This is a genomic window from Bradyrhizobium hipponense, assembly GCF_008123965.1.
Lineage (GTDB): Bacteria > Pseudomonadota > Alphaproteobacteria > Rhizobiales > Xanthobacteraceae > Bradyrhizobium > Bradyrhizobium hipponense.
The window spans coordinates 44,338-63,421 of the sequence record NZ_VSTH01000029.1; the positions used below are offsets into that span (position 1 = coordinate 44,338).

A 19,084-nucleotide genomic window follows, 5' to 3' on the forward strand; every position below is an offset into this window, starting at 1 on the left:
CGAAAGCAGGAGGTCGGCAATAAATACGAAGCATATCAATGCCGCTCGAACGGCCATGTGCCGGAACAGAGTGGACCCCGGTGACGGAGATAATGAAGGAGGAGGCATCAGTACGCAACTTGGGTCGCCTGATAAGCTTAATCCGCACGGCCGATCATAGGGGTCAGGACGGCTTGGCCCGGGGCACCGAAGGTAATCAATCGCGGTGCCGGGAATTAGTTCCACGGCTGCAGCTTTTGCCCCAGGCCTTAACGGCGGAAAAGCCTGCGCTATGTCGTCGCGCTGGTCAGCCCGCCCGGTGCAGTCCACCTTTGGCTTCGATAAAGCCGACGATGCGGTCGAGCCCTTCGCTCTTTTTGAGGTTGGTCATGACAAAGGGACGCGCACCGCGCATGCGCTTGGCATCCGTCTCCATCTTCTCCAGGGAGGCGCCGACATGGGGCGCAAGGTCGATCTTGTTGATGACCAGAAGGTCGGACCGGGTGATGCCGGGGCCGCCCTTGGAGGGGATTTTGTCGCCGGCCGCCACGTCGATGACGTAGATCGTGAGGTCGGCAAGCTCTGGGGAAAAAGTGGCAGCGAGATTGTCGCCGCCGGACTCGATCAGAACGAGGTCGAGCCCGGGAAATTTCGCGCGCATGTCCGCCACCGCGGCCAGGTTCATCGAAGCATCCTCGCGGATCGCGGTATGAGGGCAGCCGCCGGTCTCGACCCCGGCGATGCGGTCAGGCGTCAGCGAGCCCGAGCGCACCAGGAATTCCGCATCCCATTTGGTGTAGATGTCGTTGGTGATCGCGGCGATGTCGTAGCGATCGCGCATGGTCTTGCAGAGCAGGTCCATCAGCGCGGTCTTGCCCGATCCGACGGGACCGCCGACACCGACGCGCAAGGGGCCGTGAGATTTCGACATGTGGTGCGCTCTCTCCTAACGTCGTCCTGGCGAAAGCCAGGACCCATTGCCACCGAAGGCCGTTGTCGCGGCACGCTGGAGCCACACCTGCGTATAACCACATGCATTTGTGATTATGGGTCCTGGCTTTCGCCAGGACGACGGCGGAGGACCCTGCTCGCTCATGCCCTGAACAGCCGCGTATACTGCGTCTCGTGCCGCAGGCTGGCGAGATCGGCGCGAAACGTTGCGCTGCCAAGATCGTCCAATGTCGCAACCAGCGCACGATGTGCGGTCGCGCCGACGGCAGCTTCCAACGTCACCAGAACGCGCTGGCTGTCGGTCTGACCGAGCGGAATGAGCCGGCTTGCCGCCGAGATCCAGTTCGAGACCAGCGCATGCAGGAAGGCGTGCAGCGTCGGGGCCAGCGGCACGCCATGCATCGCGGCGACCACGCCGACGGCGACGGGATAAATCAGCGGCGTGCTGCATGCCGCGACCATGGCATCCAGTCCGTCGGCATCCCAGGCCGCGCGCGTGATGTCGATGAAGGCGCGTCCCTGCGAGGTCGTCTCGAGCTGCCGCTCGCGTGACGGCACGAAGGCGGCAGCGAGCTCGGCGATATCGCGCAAGGAGGCCTCCTCGCCCGCCTCCGCGGCCCGATAGGCATGGACCAGAAACGTCGCGTCACAAAAGCCCGAGCCGTCGCCCAGCATCGCGTCGAGCCAGTCGGCCAACGTCGCGGTGTCGACGATGTCGCCCGCCTCCACCGCCCATTCGATGCCGCTTGAGTACGAGAAGCCGCCGACAGGGAAGGCCGGCGACAGCCACGTCATCAGCCGATACAGCGCCGCCGCCTCGCGCTCGGCGAGGCGGCCGGCGCCGGTCGGCTCATTTGTGGTCATGAGCATGGCTATCGCCGTGGTGATGGTCGGGGTGGTCGCAATGCTCGTCGTGGTGATGATGACCGTGCCCATGGTCAAGCCCGGCATGATCGTGATCGTGGTGGTCATGGCCGTGGTGGTCGTGGCCGTGATGGTCGTGGGCATGATCGTGATGAGCGTAGTCGTCGTGGCCGTGCGTGTGACCGGCATCCGCGTAGGCGCCGCCTTCGGGATCGAACGGTGCCTCGATCTCGATGACACGGGCGCCGAGCCCCTTCACCATGGCCTCGATGACATGGTCGCGGCGGATCCGCAGGCCCTTGGCCATGATCTGCGTCGGCAAATGGCGGTTGCCGAGATGCCAGCCGACGCGGATGAGGTGATGCGGATCGTGGCCGCGGATCTCGAGCAGCGGCTCCGGGGCGGCAACCACTTCGACCAGCCGCCCATCCTCCAGCACCAGCGCATCGCCGCCCCGCAGCACGACGGCGTTTTCCAGGTCGAGCAAAAACTCAAGGCCGCGGGTGCCCGTCATCGCCATGCGGCGGCGGTGCCGATCGTCGAAATCGAGCACGACGGTATCCGCTGGCGCTTCCGTGAAGCGGTGCTGTCCCTTGACCTGTATCGCCCGGATCATGCTTTTACCCTGTTACCGTGTCTCAACCTTCTCGGGCGTGATGTATTCGACCTTGGGCGGCGCCGTGAAGCATTTCACCGCAATGCGGCCGAACGTCTTCATGTGCTCGGCAGCTCGATGCGGCCCCAGCGCCTCCATGTTTTCCCACTGCTCGACGAACACCATCTTGGCCGGATCAGTGACGCTCTCGTGCAAATCATAGGCGATATTGCCGGGTTCTTTCCGAGTCTCCTTGATGCAGGCGGTGGCGGCTGCAATGAATTCGGCGCGCGTCTCGGGCTTGATGGTCAAAGTGGCAACGACATAGATCACGAGAAATCCTCCCGGCTTTTCTTCTAAGGTAAGATACCGGGCGGGACATTAGACCAGGCGGGAGCGAACGCAACACCGTAAAATCGGCCCCTGGAGCCACGGCCGGGGACATGCGTTGGGGCGCTATTCTCAGTACATGAAATACCGCTGCGCCATCGGCAGCACCTCGGCCGGCGCGCAAGTGAGCAGCTCGCCGTCGGCGCGCACCTCATAGGTCTCAGGATCGACCTCGATGTTGGGCGTGGCGTCGTTGTGGATCATGCTCTTCTTGGAGATCCTTCCGCGGGTGTTCTGGACCGCATAGAGCTTCTTGTCGATGCCGAGCTTCCGCGCAAGGCCCCCGGTGACCGCGGCCTTCGAGGTGAACACCACCGAGGACGCCGTGCGCGCCTTGCCGAAGGCGCCGAACATCGGCTGATAGTGCACCGGCTGCGGCGTCGGGATCGAAGCGTTGGGATCGCCCATGGGCGCGGCGACGATCGAGCCCCCCTTGACGATGCAGTCCGGCTTGACGCCGAAGAAGGCCGGCGACCACAGCACGAGATCGGCGAGCTTGCCCTTTTCCACCGATCCGATCAGCTTTGACACGCCATGGGCGATCGCGGGATTGATCGTGTACTTGGCGATGTAACGCTTGACGCGAAAATTGTCGTTGTCCTTTCCCTTGTCCTGCGGCAACGATCCGCGCTGCTTCTTCATCTTGTCGGCGGTCTGCCAGGTGCGGATGATGACCTCGCCGAGCCGGCCCATGGCCTGCGAATCCGAGGACATCATCGAGAGCGCGCCGAGATCGTGCAGAATGTCTTCGGCGGCGATGGTTTCCTTGCGGATGCGACTTTCGGCAAACGCCAGATCCTCCGCGATCGAGGGATCGAGGTGATGGCACACCATCAGCATGTCGAGATGCTCGTCGATGGTGTTGCGGGTAAACGGCCGCGTCGGATTGGTCGAGGACGGCAGCACGTTCTTCAAGCCGGCTATCTTGATGATGTCGGGCGCATGGCCGCCCCCGGCACCCTCGGTATGGAAAGCGTGGATGGTGCGGCCCTTGAACGCCTTGATGGTATCCTCGACGAAGCCGGATTCGTTCAGCGTGTCGGTGTGGATCATCACCTGGATGTCGTAGTCGTCGGCGACCGAGAGGCAATTGTCGATGGCGGCCGGCGTGGTGCCCCAATCTTCGTGCAGCTTCAGCGCACAGGCGCCGGCCTTTATCATCTCGACCAGCGCCGCGGGCCGCGAGGCGTTGCCCTTGCCGGAAATGCCGAGATTGACCGGGAAGGCGTCGAACGACTGGATCATCCGCCCCATGTGCCACGGCCCGGGCGTGCAGGTGGTGGCGAATGTGCCGTGCGACGGACCGGTGCCACCGCCTAGCATCGAGGTGACGCCCGACATCAGCGCGTGCTCGATCTGCTGCGGGCAGATGAAATGAATGTGGCTGTCGAAGCCGCCGGCGGTGAGGATTTTCCCCTCGCCCGCGATCACGTCGGTGCCGGGGCCGATGATGATGGTGACGCCCGGCTGGATATCGGGATTGCCGGCCTTGCCGATGCCGGCGATCATGCCGTCCTTGATGGCGACGTCGGCCTTCACGATGCCCCAGTGATCCACGATCAGCGCATTGGTGATGACGGTATCTGCCGCGCCCTGCCGGTTGGTGACCTGCGACTGCCCCATGCCGTCGCGGATCACCTTGCCGCCGCCGAACTTCACCTCCTCACCGTAAGTGGTGAAATCTTTCTCGACCTCGATGATGAGGTCGGTGTCGGCAAGCCGCACCTTGTCACCGGTGGTGGGGCCGAACATGTCGGCATAGACGGAACGTTTGATCTTCACGGACATCACAAGCCCCGTTTGCGGTTGAATGTTGGATTGGTGCTCACAGCGAAGCCCTTGCTGTGAGCACCGTGGTATCGAATGTCGTGTCGAGCCATGGGTTTCCGCCGCGGCAACCGGCGACGACCTGCTCGGCCCAATCGGCATAGTCGGCGAGATCGTCGCGCTCCTCGGCGGTCGGATCGGAATGAATGCGCGCGCCGAGATTGCTGATCTTGTCGGCGATCTTGATCAGCTTTGCCCCGGCAGATTTTTTCGGCGCATCGATCACCTGCCGGCGCCGGCGCTCCGGCTTCAGCAGGCTCATATCGTCCGTGCACTCGGCGACGAGCGACGCGACACGCTCGGAGAATTTCTGCGCGAGCTCTTCGCGCGTGGTGTCGGTGTCTTCGATCGAATCGTGCAACCAGCCGGCCGCGACCAGCTCGGCATCGGTACCATCGGTCGCGGTTGCGAGCAGGTTCGCCACCTCGGCGAGATGGTTGATGTAGGGCTCCTTGCCGCGCCCCTTGCGCGACATGCCGTTGTGACGGTGCGCGGCGAGTTCGGCAGCTTCAGAGATGAGGCGGACGGGTGAGAGCATGGCAAACCTCCGTTGTTGTCTCAACCGTGCCGTGCCGCGCTCGTTCCTGTGGAGATCACAGCTTCCCCATCACGTCGCCGCGAAAGCCGTAGATGGTCTTCTTGCCGGCCACGGCGACGAGCTGGACGTCGCGGGTCTGGCCGGGTTCGAAGCGGACGGCGGTGCCGGCGGCGATATCGAGGCGCATGCCGCGGGATTTTTTGCGGTCGAACTTCAGGGCCGGGTTGGTCTCGAAGAAATGGTAGTGCGAGCCGACCTGGATCGGTCGGTCGCCGGTGTTGGCGACGGTCAGCGTCACGGTCCTGCGGCCGGCATTGAGCTCGATCTCGCCGTCCTGGATGAAGAGTTCGCCGGGAATCATGTTTTGCTCCTGATCGGCTCGTGCACGGTGACGAGCTTGGTCCCGTCCGGGAAAGTCGCCTCGACCTGGATGTCGTGGATCATCTCGGGAATGCCCGGCATCACCTGGTCGCGGGTGAGCACCTGCGCGCCGGCCTGCATCAATTCGGCGACGGTGCGGCCGTCGCGCGCGCCTTCGAGAATGAAATCGGAGATGATCGCGATCGCCTCGGGATGGTTGAGCTTGACGCCGCGATCGAGCCTGCGGCGCGCCACGATCGCCGCCATCGAGATCAGAAGCTTGTCCTTTTCGCGGGGAGACAGGTTCATGCGAAATCTCTTCCGTTCAACACATCTATTCAGCCAGCGTCAATTCAACCAGAGCCGCGGCAGGACCGCACCGGTGCGCGCCAGCACGGCCATCATGTCGGCCCGCAACGCGGCTGCATCTTGGGCACAGAACCGCGCCATTGCAAATCCATTCCAGGCGGATATCCCGACCTCGCCGACGAAGGAGTCCGAGGCCTCGCGGATTCGTTCGACCAGCGCCTCGTTGCCGGGAACGATCAGCGCCGTGCCGATCGCCGGGCAGCCCTTGGCTACCGCCGATCGCGCGAGCTTTGCGCCGATATTGCCGTCGAGCCGGACAGTCTCGGCGAAGACGAGCTTACCGCTACGGCGCAGCCGCCAATGATCGACGAACTCGCCCTGCTCCATCCGCTCGCCCATGGCGGTGCGCCCGAACACCACGATCTCGCACAGCAGGAGCGAGCCCGTCGCATCAAGGTCGATGTCGAAGCGGCGTCGCACGCGGGCCCGGTCGAACAGGATCGTCTCCTGCGGCAGCCAGGACAGATGCGCGCCGGCGCCGACCTTCAATGCGATATTGAGCTGCGCCGCCGGCCCTGGCGCGCGATAGACCTTTTCCGCAGCCGCCGTGGTCACGGTCAGGCGCGCTGCGTCGGCCGCTGCGATCTCGATGTCGAAGCGATCGCCGCCGGCGACGCCACCGGCCGTGTTGACGAACATGCCGGACAGGCCGTCATCCTCCGGCGAGGGAAAGCGCACGCGCAGCGAGCCCGATTCATGCACGACGCCGCGTCGCGTTATGCCGTCGCGCGCGTGCACGTCGAACCGCACCGCGCCGCGGGCACGATTCGCCTCGAATACCGAAGTCTCGAAGTCAGAGAAATTGGCTGATCGTTCGCTGCGCATCCGCCTCCCCAGCCGGTCGCGGCAGGATGTCTGGTCCAAGGTTTCCTGGCTTACAGCGCCATCTGGCGGCTGATCTCGCTCGCATCGAGATTGGTGCGGTCGCAGGTGAATTTCACCGCGCCGCGATCCATCACGGCGAAACTGTCGCCGAGTTCGCAGGCAAAGTCGAGATATTGTTCGACCAGCACGATGGCAATGCTGCCGAGGTTGCGCAAGTAGGAGATCGCGCGGCCGATATCCTTGATGATCGAGGGCTGGATGCCCTCGGTCGGCTCGTCGAGCAGCAGCAGCTTCGGCCGCATCACCAGCGCGCGCCCGATCGCGAGCTGCTGCTGCTGACCGCCGGAGAGGTCGCCGCCGCGCCGGCCGAGCATGGATTGCAGCACCGGGAATAGCGAGAACACATCGTCGGGGATATGCTTATCCTGGCGCTTGAGCGGACCGAAGCCGGTCTTGAGGTTCTCCTCGACCGTCAGCAGTGGAAAAATCTCGCGGCCCTGCGGCACGAAACCAATGCCCTTGCGGGCCCGCTCATAGGGCTTGAGCGAGGTGATGTCGTCGCCGTCGAACACGATCGCGCCCGACGAGATCGGATACTGACCGACCATGGCGCGCAAGAGCGAGGTCTTGCCCACCCCGTTGCGTCCGAGCACGCAAGTGACCTTGCCGGGCTCGGCCGCGATCGAGACGCCGCGCAAAGCCTGCGCTGCGCCGTAGAACAGGTTGATGTCCTTGACCTCAAGCATCGCTCAGCGCCCCAAATACACTTCGATGACCCGCTCGTTCGACGAGACCTGGTCGATGGTGCCTTCCGCGAGCACGGTGCCTTCGTGCAGGCAGGTGACCTTGACGCCGAGTTCGCGCACGAATGTCATGTCGTGCTCGACCACCATCACGGTGTGGGTCTTGTTGATTTCCTTGAGCAGTTCGGCGGTGAGATGGGTCTCGACGTCGGTCATGCCGGCGACGGGCTCGTCGACCAGCAGAAGCTTCGGATCCTGCGCCAGCAGCATGCCGATCTCGAGCCATTGCTTCTGGCCGTGGCTGAGGCTGCCGGCAAGGCGGCCTCGCGCCTCGGTGAGACGGATCGTCTCCAGAACCTTGTCGATGCGCTCCGATTCCGCCTTGCTGCCGCGCCAGAACAGCGTGCCCTTGACGCTGTGATCGACATTGAGCGCGAGCAGCAGATTGTCCTGCACGGTCTGGCTCTCGAACACGGTCGGCTTCTGGAATTTGCGGCCGATGCCGAGTTCGGCGATGCGGGTCTCGTCCAACCGCGTCAGGTCGGTGACGCCGTCGAACAGCACCGTGCCCTCGTCGGGCTTGGTCTTGCCGGTGATGATGTCCATCATCGTGGTCTTGCCGGCACCATTCGGGCCGATGATGGCGCGCATCTCGCCGGGTTCGAGCGTCAGCGAGAGGTTGTTGATGGCGTGAAAGCCATCGAACGAGACGTGTACGCCGTCGAGATAGAGCATCGCGGAGGTCGCGCGGGTGTCCATTACGTTCATTGCGCCTACTCCGCCATCTTCGGTTCGGTGACGCCGTCCTCGGCTGCGGCGCTCCTGGTGGCCTCGGCCGGGCGTCTTTCACTCGACGAGTCCCGCCAGGCATTGAAGGTGCCGACGATGCCCTTGGGCAGCAGCAGCGTCACCAGGATGAACATGGCACCCAGCATGAAAAGCCAGTACGGCGCGAGCATGCCGGAGGTGAAGAACGTCTTGGCATAGTTGACGACGACGGCGCCGAGCGCCGCACCGATCAGCGTGCCGCGGCCGCCGACCGCGACCCAGATCACCGCCTCGATCGAATTGCCCGGCGCAAATTCCGATGGATTGATGATGCCGACCTGCGGCACATAGAGCGCGCCGGCCACGCCGGCCATGCAGGCCGACACCGTGAAAACGAACAGCTTGTAGGATTCGACGCGATAGCCGAGGAAGCGCGTGCGCGACTCCGCGTCACGCACCGCGATCAGCACCTTGCCGAGCTTGGAGGAGACGATGGCGCGGCAGATCAGGAAGCCGGCGATCAGCGCCAGGCAGCTGAGCGCGAACAGCGCGGCGCGGGTGCCCTCGGCCTGGACATTGAAGCCCAGAATGTCCTTGAAATCGGTCAGGCCGTTGTTGCCGCCGAAGCCGAAATCATTGCGGAAGAACGCGAGCAGCAGCGCATAGGTCATCGCCTGCGTGATGATCGACAAATAGACGCCGGTGACGCGGGAGCGGAAGGCGAGCCAGCCGAAGCAGAACGCGAGCAGGCCGGGCACGACCAGCACCATCAGCGCGGCGAACCAGAACACGTCGAAGCCGTACCAGTACCAGGGCAGCTTCGAATAGTTCAGGAACACCATGAAGTCGGGCAGGACCGGATTGCCGTAAACGCCGCGCGTGCCGATCTGCCGCATCAGGTACATGCCCATCGCGTAGCCGCCGAGCGCGAAGAAGGCGCCGTGGCCGAGCGAGAGGATGCCGCAATAGCCCCAGATCAGGTCGATCGAGAGCGCGAGGATGGCGTAGCAGACGTATTTGCCCCAGAGCGCGACGAGATAGGTCGGCACTTGCAGGAACGAGCCGGCAGGCAGCAGCAGGTTGGAGAGCGGGATCAGCACCCCCAACGCGGCCACGACCAACAGAAAGATGGTTGCGCCGCGGTCGAGCGATCGCGTCAGCATATGCGGCGTCATGCTTCCACCGCCCGCCCCTTGAGCGCGAACAGGCCGCGTGGGCGCTTTTGAATGAACAAAATGATGAGGACAAGAATGGCGATCTTGCCGAGCACGGCGCCGGCGACCGGCTCCAGGAACTTGTTGGCGATGCCGAGCGTGAAGGCGCCGACCAGCGTGCCCCAGAGATTGCCGACGCCGCCGAACACCACGACCATGAAACTGTCGATGATGTAGCTCTGACCGAGATTGGGGCTGACATTGTCGATCTGCGACAGCGCCACTCCGGCGATGCCGGCAATGCCGGAACCGAGGCCGAAGGTCAGCGCGTCGACGCGCGAGGTGGCGATGCCCATCGAGGCCGCCATGCGGCGGTTCTGCGTCACCGCGCGCATCTCGAGGCCAAGCGCGGTGTAGCGCAGCATCGCGAGCAGGATCGCGAACACCGCGAGCGTGAAGCAGAGGATCCAGAGCCGGTTATAGGTGATGGTGATCTGGCCGAGCTCGAAGGCACCGCTCATCCACGAGGGATTGCCGACCTCGCGGTTGGTCGGACCGAACATGGTGCGCACAGCCTGTTGCAACACCAGCGACAGGCCCCAGGTCGCAAGCAGCGTCTCCAGCGGACGGCCATAGAGAAATCGGATGATGCTGCGCTCGATCACCACGCCGAGCGCACCGGCGACGAGGAAGGCGAGCGGCACGGCGATCAGCAGCGAATAGTCGAACAGGCCGGGATAGCGGGTGCGGATCACCTCCTGCACCACAAAGGTGGTGTAGGCCCCGATCATCACCATCTCGCCATGCGCCATGTTGATGACACCCATCACGCCGAAGGTGATGGCAAGGCCGATCGCCGCGAGCAGCAGCACGGAGCCGAGCGAGAGGCCGTACCAGGCATTCTGCACCATGGACCAGACCGCCAGCGAGCTCTGGATCGAGCCGATTGCGCTCGCGGCGGCTTTCGTCACCGAGGCGGGCTGATCGCTGCCGATGCCGGTGAGCAGAGCGAGCGCTTCCTGGTCGCCGCGGGCCTTGATGGTGGCGACCGCCTCGAGCTTCTGCACTTCGGTAGCGTCGGGTTTGTACAGCAGGATTGCGGCACGCGCGTCGCCCAGCGTGGCCTTGACGGATCTGTTGGTTTCCTTGGCAAGCGCGCCTTCAACCGCATCGAGCGCCGTCTCCTCATGCGACTTGAAGACGGATTGCGCGGCCTGCAGGCGCATTCCGAGGTCCGGCGACATCAGCGTCAGGCCGCCGACCGCGGCGTCAACGCTGCGGCGTAGACGATTGTTGAGACGGACCGCGCTCGCGCTGTCGGGAACGCTGGCCACCGGCTGGCCGGTCGCGGCATCGATCGACTTGCCGTCGGCGCTGGTGACGTAAACCTTCTTGCTGTCCGGATCGGCCATCAGGCGGCCGTCCTGGAGCGCACTGATGATGGGATAGGCCAACGGGTTGCCGCTGCTCGCGACCGCGCCGATCGCCTCTTCCGTGTCGGAAAAATCGTCGTTGGCGAATTTGGAAACCGCATCCTCGAACGGACCGGCGAAGGCCGGCAGCGCGAACACGATCAGGAACAACGAGAGCGCAAGCGAACAGAGACGAGCGGACAAATTGGCTGGCACTGTGAATGACCCCGGCAGAAATGTGTGGAGAAGGCGGCGGGATCGCCGCCTTCTCCGGTCGTCCAGTGGAGCGTCAGATTCGGATCAGGAGCCCGAACCGAGGCACTTGTTGGTTTTGGTGTTGAAGTTGCCGCACTTCTTGCCGACCCAGTCGCCGACCAGGTCCTTGGAGCCCTCGAGCTCCTTCGACCAGGCGTCGCCAGCAACGAGGCCAGGCGTCTTCCAGACCACGTCGAACTGACCGTTCGCCTTGATCTCGCCGATGAACACCGGCTTGGTGATGTGGTGGTTCGGAAGCATCTTGGAGGTGCCGCCGGTCAGGTTCTTGGCTTCGATGCCCGGGAGAGCGTCGATGACCTTGTCGGGATCGGTCGACTTCACCTTCTCGACCGCCTTGACCCACATGTCGAAACCGATCACGTGCGCTTCCATCGGATCGTTGGTCACGCGCTTCGGATTCTTGGTGTAGGCCTGCCATGCCTTGATGAACTTCTCGTTCTCCGGCGACTTGATAGACTGGAAGTAGTTCCAGGCGGCGAGATGGCCGAGCAGCGGCTTGGTGTCGATGCCGGCGAGTTCTTCCTCACCCACCGAGAACGCGACGACCGGGATATCCTTGGCCTTGATGCCCTGGTTGCCGAGCTCCTTGTAGAAGGGAACGTTGGCGTCGCCGTTGATGGTCGAGACCACCGCGGTCTTCTTGCCGGCCGAGCCGAACTTCTTGATGTCGGCCACGATCGTCTGCCAGTCGGAGTGACCGAACGGCGTGTAGTTGATCATGATGTCTTCCTGGGCGACACCCTTCGACTTCAGATAGGCTTCCAGGATCTTGTTGGTGGTGCGCGGATAGACGTAGTCGGTGCCCGCGAGCACCCAGCGCTTCACCTTCTCTTCCTTCATCAGGTAGTCGACGGCCGGGATCGCCTGCTGGTTCGGCGCGGCACCGGTGTAGAACACGTTGCGCTCGCTTTCCTCACCCTCGTACTGCACGGGGTAGAACAGGATGCTGTTCAGCTCCTTGAACACCGGCAGCACGGACTTGCGCGACACCGAGGTCCAGCAGCCGAACACGACCGCGACCTTGTCCTTGGTGATCAGCTCGCGCGCCTTTTCGGCGAACAGCGGCCAGTTGGAGGCGGGGTCGACGACGACGGCCTCGAGCTTCTTGCCGTTCACGCCGCCCTTCTTGTTCTGCTCGTCGATCAGGAAGAGGATGGTGTCCTTCAGCGTGGTTTCGCTGATGGCCATGGTGCCGGAGAGAGAATGGAGGACACCGACCTTGATGGTGTCGTCGGCGGCCTTCGCGCCGGTCAATGAGGCCAGACCGAGCATCAGTCCGGCGGTCGCGGCGAGCACGCCGCGGCGGCTAAATGACGCCGCTATATCGTGAGTGGATTTGGTAAGCATGATTGTATCATCTCCCTGACGCAGACGTGAAAAAACGCTGCGAAACGGCCCCACGGCCGCCTGCGATTAACGGAATCGCAAGAACCATGCCATGGGCTGAATGCCGATCAAGCCCTTGACTTAATTTGATTATTTGCTCGAAATCAAAGTTTCGCCGCACTCCACTTGCTCAGAAATTGGGCGAATAAAATGTATGCTAATGTGGCAAACAGTCTATTTTCTGAGCAGAATTGCACTTCTGTCTAAATTTACGGCATAGCTATTTCTGCACCGCAATCGCCATTCGGGGCGGACCTGCCTTGAAAAGGCCCCCTGGATGTTCCATATGACGCGGGAGACTTCTTGCGAATCAAGCGGTCGTTGCGAGCCGCGTGTTCTTAGGCCCTTACGGGCGTTTGGCTTGCCCCATCCCATCAAGCCCATCCGACACCCCAAACACGCAGGTGTCCTCTCGACACCCTCTTGCGCGCGCCCCGCAGACTGCGCCGGGCGCCCGCTTTTGACATGGAAAGAACCCACCTTTTGACTTCGTTTCAGGATTTCGGCCTCGCCGAACCCATTTCGCGTGCTCTCACCGAAGAGAAGTACGTCACGCCCACCCCCATCCAGGCCCAGACCATCCCGCTGGCATTGACCGGCCGGGACGTGGTCGGCATCGCCCAGACCGGAACCGGCAAGACCGCGTCCTTCGCGCTGCCGATCCTGCATCGCCTGCTCGAGAATCGCATCAAGCCGCAGCCCAAGACCTGCCGGGTGCTGGTGCTCTCGCCCACCCGCGAATTGTCCGGCCAGATCCTCGACAGCTTCAACGCCTATGGCCGCCACGTTCGCCTTGCCTCGACGCTCGCGATCGGCGGTGTGCCGATGGGGCGCCAGGTCCGCGCGCTCATGCCGGGCGTCGACGTGCTGGTCGCGACCCCCGGCCGCCTGCTCGATCTCGTGCAGAGCAACGGGCTTAAGCTTTCGAGCGTCGAATTCCTGGTGCTCGACGAAGCCGACCGCATGCTCGACATGGGCTTCATCAACGACATCCGCAAAATCGTCGCCAAGCTGCCGATCAAGCGGCAGACGCTGTTCTTCTCGGCCACAATGCCCAAGGACATCGCCGAGCTCGCGGACGCGATGCTGCGCGACCCCGCCCGCGTTGCGGTCACCCCGGTGTCCTCGACGGCCGAGCGGATCAATCAGCGCATCATCCAGGTCGACTTCTCGGCCAAGCCCGCCGTGCTGACCAAGCTCCTGAAGGACGAGCCGATCAATCGCGCACTGGTTTTCACCCGTACCAAGCACGGCGCCGACAAGGTGGTGAAGACGCTCGAGAGGGCCGGCATCGCCGCCAGCGCCATCCATGGCAACAAGTCGCAGAACCATCGCGAACGGACGCTGGCGCAGTTCCGCTCCGGCGAGATCCGCACCCTGGTCGCCACCGACATCGCCGCCCGCGGCATCGACGTCGATGGCATTACCCATGTCATCAATTTCGACATACCGAACGTGCCCGAGACCTATGTCCACCGCATCGGCCGCACCGCGCGCGCCGGCGCCGAGGGCACCGCGATCTCGCTGGTCGCAGGCGGTGAGGAGCTCGGTTATCTGCGCGACATCGAGCGGCTGATCCGCGTGGCGCTGCCGCGGGAGGACCACCGCACGGACGCAGGGCGCAACGATGCGGGCCCAGCCGCCTCACAGCAGCGGCAGGGACGCCCGGGCCGCCCGGGCCAACGCCCGCAAGGCGCAAGGCATGGTGAGGGACGCAATGGCGAGGGCCGACGCGCCGACGAACGGCGTAGTGACGGACGGCATAGCGCCGGCAAGCAGGGCGATGGAAGGCCCGGCGAAGGTCGGCACGGTGAAGGCCGGCATGTTGACGGACGGCCCGGCAGCAGCCAGAACGCCGCCAAGGGATCTCGCCGCCGCCAGCCCGGTGGCAAGATGCACTCATCGTCAACCGACCGACCGGAACAGCGTTCGGCGCATAGCGCAGGCAAGCCTGATGGGATACAAGGCGTGGCCTTTTTGCGCCGCGAGAGTCGGCCGATGGGCCAACCGACCCGCAAACCCTATTCGAATTAGCCGACCATCGACCTGGAGTAATTCATGGCTAAGGAAGAGCTGATCCAGTTCGAAGGACTGGTCACTGAAATCCTCCCCGACGCGCGTTACCGTGTGCAGCTCGACGCCGGGCACGAGATCGTTGCCTACACCGCCGGCAAGATGAAGAAGAACCGCATCAAGACGCTGGCGGGCGACCGCGTGACGGTGGAAATGTCGCCCTACGACCTCGAAAAGGGCCGGCTGATTTTCCGTCACAAGGACGAACGTCCCTCCACGCCCGGTGGACCGCCGCGGCGCGGGGCGGGTGGCCAGTTCCGCCGACGCTAAGTGATCCATCCGCACGCAAGCGCGGAATTAAAATGCTGACCTGCATGCTGATCCGCCGCGCAAACCGCGGCGGATCAAAAAATCGTGCGCGCAGGATTGTTTTGGCGCCTTGATTCCAATAAAATCAACTCATCGATTTTCGGCCGGACGACATTGGCATCCACCGGTACAGCCGGTTCAGACACGCTGACGACCCTTCCAAAAATTCGATCTAACCTGCCTGCGCGAGCAGGCTCTTACATTGTGTTATCTGAGAAGGAACTACCCCCGTGAGCATGGGAACCGTGAAGTGGTTTAACGCGACCAAGGGCTTTGGCTTCATTCAGCCCGACGACGGCGGCCAGGACGTGTTCGTACATATCAGCGCCGTCGAGCGCGCGGGCCTCGGCACGCTGCGCGAAGGCCAGAAGATTTCGTACGAGATCGTGGCCGACCGCCGGTCCGGCAAGTCGGCCGCCGACAATCTCCGCTCCGCCGGCTGAGCCGGCCTGGCCTTCGGCCCGGATCGGATCGAGCGAACAAGCCAACGGAAAGGCCGTGCGCAATGCACGGCCTTTTTCATGTCGGAACGAGCGGGGCGCTCTTGCTAGTTCGTTTTGGCGGCTGCGCCGCCGTTGCTGGCGTTGCTGCTCAACGAGCCGGCCTGGTTCATCGTGTTGTTGAAGTACGCATCGCTATCGCCGAGCGTCACGCGGCGCTGGCAGATCGGCATACAGCTATAGGACTCGCGCTCGATCCCGCGATAGACGGTGACGAGCCGGTCGCTCGGACCTTCGACCTGGATCTGGCGATCGACCAGAATCTCGCCGCCGCGGTCCAGCGCGACGAAATTGGTGGCGCCATAGCCTTTCCCGGTCACGACGATCATGCCGCCGGGCTGGAGCGTGACGTCAGCTATGAGGGGATTGCCGACCACAATGGTCGCTACTTTGCCGGGCAGCCGCACCAGCTTGGCCTGGTCGACATTGACGGCGATGGCGTCGGCGGTGGACTCGGCTTGGCCAGCGGCTGGCGACGCCAGCACTGCGGCCGCAACCAGAAGGCAGACGCGCGCACGGCGGCGCAGCAACTCTTTACGCATACACTTACTCCCGGGACGTCACAAACCGGCAGAAACGATTCGGAAAGCGGAGCCGGCGCCCGACACGGCTAGCCTGCCCTCAATTCGTGAACGTTCCGCAAACTCGCCGACTATTGTTTGAACTGACCGGCGTTTTGCGGCCTCAAGGCCGGTATCCGGTCCTAGCGGCGGAACGGATAGGCGAGCTGGCCCGCAATCTCCTTCGGCATGGTCGCTTCGTCCTTGCCGTAGTCCTGCGGCAATTCACCCGCCGGCATGCGGAAGGTGCCGAACATCATGTCCCAGATCGGAAACGTTCCAGCGAAATTGGTGTCGCCGCCCACTTCGAGCGACGTGTGATGCCAGCGGTGGAACACCGGTGTCGCCAGCAAATATTTGAACGGCCCGAAGGTCCAGTTCAGGTTGGCGTGCACGAAGGCCGAGTGGAAGGTGGTGAACGGGCCGACCCAGATCATGACGTTTGGGGAAATGCCGGCCATCAACAATACGACGTCCACACCGATCGTGCCAAGCACGAGATTGACGGGATGGAAGCGGGCCGCCGAAATCCAGCCCAGCTCCTCCGAGGAGTGATGGATCGCGTGGTACTTCCAGAACCCGCCGCCGTGAAACAGCCGGTGCAGCCAGTACAGCATGAAATCGGCCAGGACCACAAACAGCACGCCCTGCACCCAGAGCGGCAGCTGCGACAGCGGGCCGTGACCATTGTCGTAGAAGGCGATGAGATCGTCGGCGTCGTGGATATTGAAGACGACGCCTGCGCCGACGATCAAGAGCCCGATCCGCATGGTGCGGGCGAACACCGGAACGAAGAACCAATAGCAGATGTCGGTGATGATTTCCCGCTTTCGCCACCACGGCGCGCCGGGATTGCAGGCCCAGAAATGCTCGAGCACCGTGAAGACCACCGCCAGCCCGAAGGTAATGGGGATCACCTTCTCGATGGTCTCGCCGAGCATCAGGGCAACCTGCATGGGTAGGCTCGACATCGTCGCCTCGCTTCCGAATTCCTGGTCTCCTCTAGGCCTACTCCGCTAGATTTAAGGGAGGGTGAAGTTCGCCGCGCACCTGCAGCGCATTCCGAGCACGAGCGAATTGCAACTGCCGTCTTAAGGCGAAATTCACTCTGGCCAAAAGCACCGCGTAGACGCCGGGTTTCCCGGGCTGAATTAACTTTACCGAAAGAGCTCGGCTCTCATGGTCATCGCGTCAATAGCGCCGATGAGGCGACCCCACCCCAGATGGAGTTTAGTTCATGAACAACCTGATCGCGCGTTTCGTGAAGGATGAGTCCGGCGCCACCGCCATCGAATACGGCCTGATCGCCGCCGGCATCGCGCTGGCCATCATCACCGTCGTCAACAATCTCGGCACCACGCTGAATGCCAAGTTCACCTCGATCAGTTCGTCGCTGAAGTAAGCGACCGACGCACGACGGCAAAAGCCCCGGGCCTCCGGGGCCTTTGTGTTTTCGGACACGACGAGTTCCAGTGGCGTTGCGCAAGTACAGAACCGATGCCGCATTTGCGGCAAGCCAGGCGGACGCGGCGCGGACCGACGCGCCGACATATTGGGTCTGCCTTGCGCTGCTGCTTGCGACGGTCGCGCTCGCCGCGCGCATTGCCAGCCTCTGGTGAGAGAGTCCCCGGCGGCAAGCTTCGACCCCAAAGCTGCTGTCGCCATTGTCGGTTTGTTTAGCACTGCGGGCTAGCATTGCTGGCGACGCCCCCATCCGGCGACAAACCCAGGCCTCAAGACGCAGCCCATGATCCTCGACCTTGCGCGCCTTCTGCTATTTCCGGCCCTGATGGCATTCGCCGCTGCGAGCGACCTCTTCACCATGACCATCTCGAACCGCGTGTCGCTGGCGCTCGGTGCGGGCTTCTTCGCACTCGCCATTGCCGGCGGCATGGCGCCTTACGACATGGTGAGCCATGTCGGCGCCGGCGCGCTTGTCCTGGTCGTGGCCTTCAGCTGCTTTGCAATGGGCTGGGTCGGCGGCGGCGACGCGAAGGTCGCTGCCTCCGTCGCACTCTGGTTCGGCTTCGCGCAATTGATGAACTTCCTGCTCTACGCCTCGCTTTTCGGCGGGGTGCTGACGCTGCTTCTGCTCCAGTTCCGGCAATGGCCGCTGCCCTACGGGCTTGCGGGCCAGGCCTGGCTCGCCCGGCTGCACGCCAAGGACAGCGGCATTCCCTACGGCATTGCGCTCGCGCTGAGCGCGCTGATGGTCTACCCGGAGACCGAATGGGTGAAAGCGATCGACCTCGCTCACCTCGCACTGCGCTGAACGCACCGGGATCAACCCGGCGTCAAGGCGATTTAGATACGCCTCATTAACCATGCTTTGACGAATAGCTGGTCAACTGCCGATTACGGCGGCGGAAGCGTCGCGGCGTTTAGTTGGAAAGTGAGCGTATGAATAGGGCACGCATTGTCGTCCTGACGGTCGCCATCGGCGCCGGCGGCGTCGCCGCGTACCTGGCGAGCGGTTCGGACAATTCTGCGCCGCCTCCGGCGGCTCCGATCGCGCAGCTTCCGACCGTCGACGTGCTGGTGGCCAAGAACGACATCGGCCTCGGTCAGACCGTCAAGCCGGAAGACGTGCAATGGCAGACCTGGCCCTCAGCAACCGCCAGCGCCACTTTCATCCGCCGCAACGAGCGTCCCGAGGGCGTGACCCAGGTCACGGGCTCGATCGCGCGCGCCCCCTTCATTCAGGGTGAGCCGATCCGCGACCAGAAGCTGGTCAAAGCCGAGGGCTCCGGCTTCATGGCCGCGATCCTTCCGAGCGGAATGCGTGCCATCTCCACCGAAATCTCTCCCGAGACCGGCGCCGGCGGCTTCATCCTGCCCAACGATCGCGTCGACGTGCTCCTGACCCGACGCCTCAAGAATCCGGACCAGAGCTCCGGTGCCCCTGACATCGTCTCGTCCGAGATCATCCTGGTCAATATCCGCGTGCTGGCCATCGACCAGGCGCCGAAGGAGAAGGACGGTCAGAACTCGGTGGTCGGCAAGACCGTTACCCTCGAGCTCAATCCCCAGCAGACCTCGACCCTTTCCGCCGCCCGCCAGAGCGGCTCACTGTCACTGGCGTTGCGCAGCATTGCCGACGTCAAGATGAGCGACAACACGCTGGACGAAACGCAAAAGCCACGCGGAGACGGCATCTCGGTCATTCGCTACGGCGTCCTAAGCCAGGCGGCGAAGGCACGATGAG

23 protein-coding genes are annotated in these 19,084 nt (G+C 63.5%); 7 read left to right on the forward strand and 16 right to left on the reverse strand.

Translation table 11 applies throughout. The features are described 5' to 3' along the window. Nucleotides 1-286: 286 nt before the first annotated feature. The 14 genes from ureG to urtA all read right to left on the reverse strand — a co-directional run bounded on the left by ureG (nucleotide 287) and on the right by urtA (nucleotide 12,398). Nucleotides 287-910: an urease accessory protein UreG gene (ureG, locus tag FXV83_RS10190; protein WP_148739040.1), complete on the reverse strand. Its 624-nt coding sequence runs from the start codon at nucleotides 908-910 to the stop codon at nucleotides 287-289. A 161-nt stretch (nucleotides 911-1,071) separates the two neighbouring features. Continuing rightward, entirely contained in the window at nucleotides 1,072-1,800 is a 729-nt protein-coding gene (locus FXV83_RS10195; protein ID WP_148739041.1) for an urease accessory protein UreF, read from the reverse strand. Further along, a complete protein-coding gene (locus FXV83_RS10200) occupies nucleotides 1,781-2,410 on the reverse strand; it encodes an urease accessory protein UreE (protein ID WP_148739042.1) in 630 nt (209 codons plus the stop codon). The genes FXV83_RS10195 and FXV83_RS10200 overlap by 20 nt, the downstream gene beginning before the upstream one ends. A 12-nt stretch (nucleotides 2,411-2,422) precedes the next feature. Further along, nucleotides 2,423-2,722 (reverse strand): putative quinol monooxygenase, encoded by a 300-nt coding sequence (locus tag FXV83_RS10205; protein ID WP_148739043.1) that lies wholly within the window; start codon nucleotides 2,720-2,722, stop codon nucleotides 2,423-2,425. A gap of 129 nt (nucleotides 2,723-2,851) precedes the next feature. Then, the gene (gene ureC / locus FXV83_RS10210; protein ID WP_148739044.1) at nucleotides 2,852-4,567 is read right to left on the reverse strand and encodes an urease subunit alpha; all 1,716 of its coding nucleotides are present in this window, start codon (nucleotides 4,565-4,567) and stop codon (nucleotides 2,852-2,854) included. 37 nt (nucleotides 4,568-4,604) lie between these two features. Continuing rightward, complete coding sequence (locus tag FXV83_RS10215; RefSeq protein WP_148739045.1) at nucleotides 4,605-5,144, reverse strand: HD domain-containing protein; 540 nt, start codon at nucleotides 5,142-5,144, stop codon at nucleotides 4,605-4,607. Between the two features lie 55 nt (nucleotides 5,145-5,199). Continuing rightward, complete coding sequence (locus tag FXV83_RS10220) at nucleotides 5,200-5,505, reverse strand: urease subunit beta (protein ID WP_148739046.1); 306 nt, start codon at nucleotides 5,503-5,505, stop codon at nucleotides 5,200-5,202. Further along, the gene (locus tag FXV83_RS10225; protein WP_148739047.1) at nucleotides 5,502-5,813 is read right to left on the reverse strand and encodes an urease subunit gamma; all 312 of its coding nucleotides are present in this window, start codon (nucleotides 5,811-5,813) and stop codon (nucleotides 5,502-5,504) included. Before FXV83_RS10225 ends, FXV83_RS10220 begins: the two co-directional genes overlap by 4 nt. A gap of 39 nt (nucleotides 5,814-5,852) precedes the next feature. After that, nucleotides 5,853-6,698: an urease accessory protein UreD gene (locus FXV83_RS10230; RefSeq protein WP_148739048.1), complete on the reverse strand. Its 846-nt coding sequence runs from the start codon at nucleotides 6,696-6,698 to the stop codon at nucleotides 5,853-5,855. A gap of 50 nt (nucleotides 6,699-6,748) precedes the next feature. Further along, the gene (urtE, locus tag FXV83_RS10235) at nucleotides 6,749-7,444 is read right to left on the reverse strand and encodes an urea ABC transporter ATP-binding subunit UrtE (protein WP_148739049.1); all 696 of its coding nucleotides are present in this window, start codon (nucleotides 7,442-7,444) and stop codon (nucleotides 6,749-6,751) included. Between the two features lie 3 nt (nucleotides 7,445-7,447). Continuing rightward, complete coding sequence (urtD, locus tag FXV83_RS10240; RefSeq protein ID WP_148739050.1) at nucleotides 7,448-8,209, reverse strand: urea ABC transporter ATP-binding protein UrtD; 762 nt, start codon at nucleotides 8,207-8,209, stop codon at nucleotides 7,448-7,450. 5 nt (nucleotides 8,210-8,214) lie between these two features. Then, nucleotides 8,215-9,384 (reverse strand): urea ABC transporter permease subunit UrtC, encoded by a 1,170-nt coding sequence (urtC, locus tag FXV83_RS10245; RefSeq protein WP_148739051.1) that lies wholly within the window; start codon nucleotides 9,382-9,384, stop codon nucleotides 8,215-8,217. Beyond that, nucleotides 9,381-10,991: an urea ABC transporter permease subunit UrtB gene (urtB, locus tag FXV83_RS10250; protein WP_148739052.1), complete on the reverse strand. Its 1,611-nt coding sequence runs from the start codon at nucleotides 10,989-10,991 to the stop codon at nucleotides 9,381-9,383. Before urtB ends, urtC begins: the two co-directional genes overlap by 4 nt. Before the next feature lie 84 nt (nucleotides 10,992-11,075). After that, nucleotides 11,076-12,398, reverse strand: a complete 1,323-nt coding sequence (gene urtA / locus FXV83_RS10255) for an urea ABC transporter substrate-binding protein (RefSeq protein WP_148739053.1) — start codon at nucleotides 12,396-12,398, stop codon at nucleotides 11,076-11,078. A 504-nt stretch (nucleotides 12,399-12,902) separates the two neighbouring features. On the opposite strand from urtA, the gene FXV83_RS10260 reads away from it, so the two are divergent. From FXV83_RS10260 to FXV83_RS10270, 3 genes are all read left to right on the forward strand, one after another. After that, nucleotides 12,903-14,471: a DEAD/DEAH box helicase gene (locus tag FXV83_RS10260; protein ID WP_187435805.1), complete on the forward strand. Its 1,569-nt coding sequence runs from the start codon at nucleotides 12,903-12,905 to the stop codon at nucleotides 14,469-14,471. Nucleotides 14,472-14,495: 24 nt separating this feature from the next. Beyond that, nucleotides 14,496-14,780, forward strand: coding sequence for a translation initiation factor IF-1 (gene infA, locus FXV83_RS10265; RefSeq protein WP_148739054.1), 285 nt, complete (start codon nucleotides 14,496-14,498; stop codon nucleotides 14,778-14,780). Nucleotides 14,781-15,049: 269 nt separating this feature from the next. Further along, nucleotides 15,050-15,262, forward strand: a complete 213-nt coding sequence (locus FXV83_RS10270; protein WP_007599788.1) for a cold-shock protein — start codon at nucleotides 15,050-15,052, stop codon at nucleotides 15,260-15,262. 104 nt (nucleotides 15,263-15,366) lie between these two features. Here the strand turns inward: FXV83_RS10270 and FXV83_RS10275 are convergent, their stop codons facing one another. After that, the gene (locus FXV83_RS10275) at nucleotides 15,367-15,861 is read right to left on the reverse strand and encodes a pilus assembly protein N-terminal domain-containing protein (protein ID WP_148739055.1); all 495 of its coding nucleotides are present in this window, start codon (nucleotides 15,859-15,861) and stop codon (nucleotides 15,367-15,369) included. A gap of 161 nt (nucleotides 15,862-16,022) precedes the next feature. After that, on the reverse strand, nucleotides 16,023-16,850 hold the full coding sequence (locus tag FXV83_RS10280; protein ID WP_148739056.1) for a sterol desaturase family protein: 828 nt from the start codon (nucleotides 16,848-16,850) through the stop codon (nucleotides 16,023-16,025). Between the two features lie 266 nt (nucleotides 16,851-17,116). Here FXV83_RS10280 and FXV83_RS10285 point away from each other — a divergent pair, with 266 nt between their 5' ends. The 4 genes from FXV83_RS10285 to cpaB all read left to right on the forward strand — a co-directional run bounded on the left by FXV83_RS10285 (nucleotide 17,117) and on the right by cpaB (nucleotide 19,083). Continuing rightward, nucleotides 17,117-17,281, forward strand: a complete 165-nt coding sequence (locus FXV83_RS10285) for a Flp family type IVb pilin (RefSeq protein ID WP_148739057.1) — start codon at nucleotides 17,117-17,119, stop codon at nucleotides 17,279-17,281. A gap of 76 nt (nucleotides 17,282-17,357) precedes the next feature. After that, nucleotides 17,358-17,498: a hypothetical protein gene (locus FXV83_RS42575; RefSeq protein ID WP_187435812.1), complete on the forward strand. Its 141-nt coding sequence runs from the start codon at nucleotides 17,358-17,360 to the stop codon at nucleotides 17,496-17,498. A 128-nt stretch (nucleotides 17,499-17,626) separates the two neighbouring features. Continuing rightward, on the forward strand, nucleotides 17,627-18,151 hold the full coding sequence (locus tag FXV83_RS10290) for an A24 family peptidase (RefSeq protein WP_148739058.1): 525 nt from the start codon (nucleotides 17,627-17,629) through the stop codon (nucleotides 18,149-18,151). Nucleotides 18,152-18,279: 128 nt separating this feature from the next. Further along, nucleotides 18,280-19,083 carry a Flp pilus assembly protein CpaB gene (gene cpaB, locus FXV83_RS10295; protein ID WP_148739059.1) on the forward strand — a complete coding sequence of 268 codons (804 nt, stop codon included), beginning with the start codon at nucleotides 18,280-18,282 and terminating at the stop codon, nucleotides 19,081-19,083. Nucleotide 19,084: the final 1 nt, after the last annotated feature.

What these genes read in the sequence shown, in the direction of transcription:
- ureC (WP_148739044.1), bottom strand. Translation starts at nt 4,567, where the DNA reads ATGTCCGTGAAGATCAAACGTTCCGTCTATGCCGACATGTTCGGCCCC.
- FXV83_RS10225 (WP_148739047.1), bottom strand. Translation starts at nt 5,813, where the DNA reads ATGAACCTGTCTCCCCGCGAAAAGGACAAGCTTCTGATCTCGATGGCG.
- FXV83_RS10200 (WP_148739042.1), bottom strand. Translation starts at nt 2,410, where the DNA reads ATGATCCGGGCGATACAGGTCAAGGGACAGCACCGCTTCACGGAAGCG.
- urtA (WP_148739053.1), bottom strand. Translation starts at nt 12,398, where the DNA reads ATGCTTACCAAATCCACTCACGATATAGCGGCGTCATTTAGCCGCCGC.
- FXV83_RS10275 (WP_148739055.1), bottom strand. Translation starts at nt 15,861, where the DNA reads ATGCGTAAAGAGTTGCTGCGCCGCCGTGCGCGCGTCTGCCTTCTGGTT.
- FXV83_RS10230 (WP_148739048.1), bottom strand. Translation starts at nt 6,698, where the DNA reads ATGCGCAGCGAACGATCAGCCAATTTCTCTGACTTCGAGACTTCGGTA.
- FXV83_RS10195 (WP_148739041.1), bottom strand. Translation starts at nt 1,800, where the DNA reads ATGCTCATGACCACAAATGAGCCGACCGGCGCCGGCCGCCTCGCCGAG.
- FXV83_RS10285 (WP_148739057.1), top strand. Translation starts at nt 17,117, where the DNA reads ATGAACAACCTGATCGCGCGTTTCGTGAAGGATGAGTCCGGCGCCACC.
- urtC (WP_148739051.1), bottom strand. Translation starts at nt 9,384, where the DNA reads ATGACGCCGCATATGCTGACGCGATCGCTCGACCGCGGCGCAACCATC.
- infA (WP_148739054.1), top strand. Translation starts at nt 14,496, where the DNA reads ATGGCTAAGGAAGAGCTGATCCAGTTCGAAGGACTGGTCACTGAAATC.
- FXV83_RS10220 (WP_148739046.1), bottom strand. Translation starts at nt 5,505, where the DNA reads ATGATTCCCGGCGAACTCTTCATCCAGGACGGCGAGATCGAGCTCAAT.
- FXV83_RS10280 (WP_148739056.1), bottom strand. Translation starts at nt 16,850, where the DNA reads ATGTCGAGCCTACCCATGCAGGTTGCCCTGATGCTCGGCGAGACCATC.
- FXV83_RS10215 (WP_148739045.1), bottom strand. Translation starts at nt 5,144, where the DNA reads ATGCTCTCACCCGTCCGCCTCATCTCTGAAGCTGCCGAACTCGCCGCG.
- cpaB (WP_148739059.1), top strand. Translation starts at nt 18,280, where the DNA reads ATGAATAGGGCACGCATTGTCGTCCTGACGGTCGCCATCGGCGCCGGC.
- urtE (WP_148739049.1), bottom strand. Translation starts at nt 7,444, where the DNA reads ATGCTTGAGGTCAAGGACATCAACCTGTTCTACGGCGCAGCGCAGGCT.
- FXV83_RS10290 (WP_148739058.1), top strand. Translation starts at nt 17,627, where the DNA reads ATGATCCTCGACCTTGCGCGCCTTCTGCTATTTCCGGCCCTGATGGCA.
- ureG (WP_148739040.1), bottom strand. Translation starts at nt 910, where the DNA reads ATGTCGAAATCTCACGGCCCCTTGCGCGTCGGTGTCGGCGGTCCCGTC.
- FXV83_RS10260 (WP_187435805.1), top strand. Translation starts at nt 12,903, where the DNA reads ATGGAAAGAACCCACCTTTTGACTTCGTTTCAGGATTTCGGCCTCGCC.
- urtD (WP_148739050.1), bottom strand. Translation starts at nt 8,209, where the DNA reads ATGAACGTAATGGACACCCGCGCGACCTCCGCGATGCTCTATCTCGAC.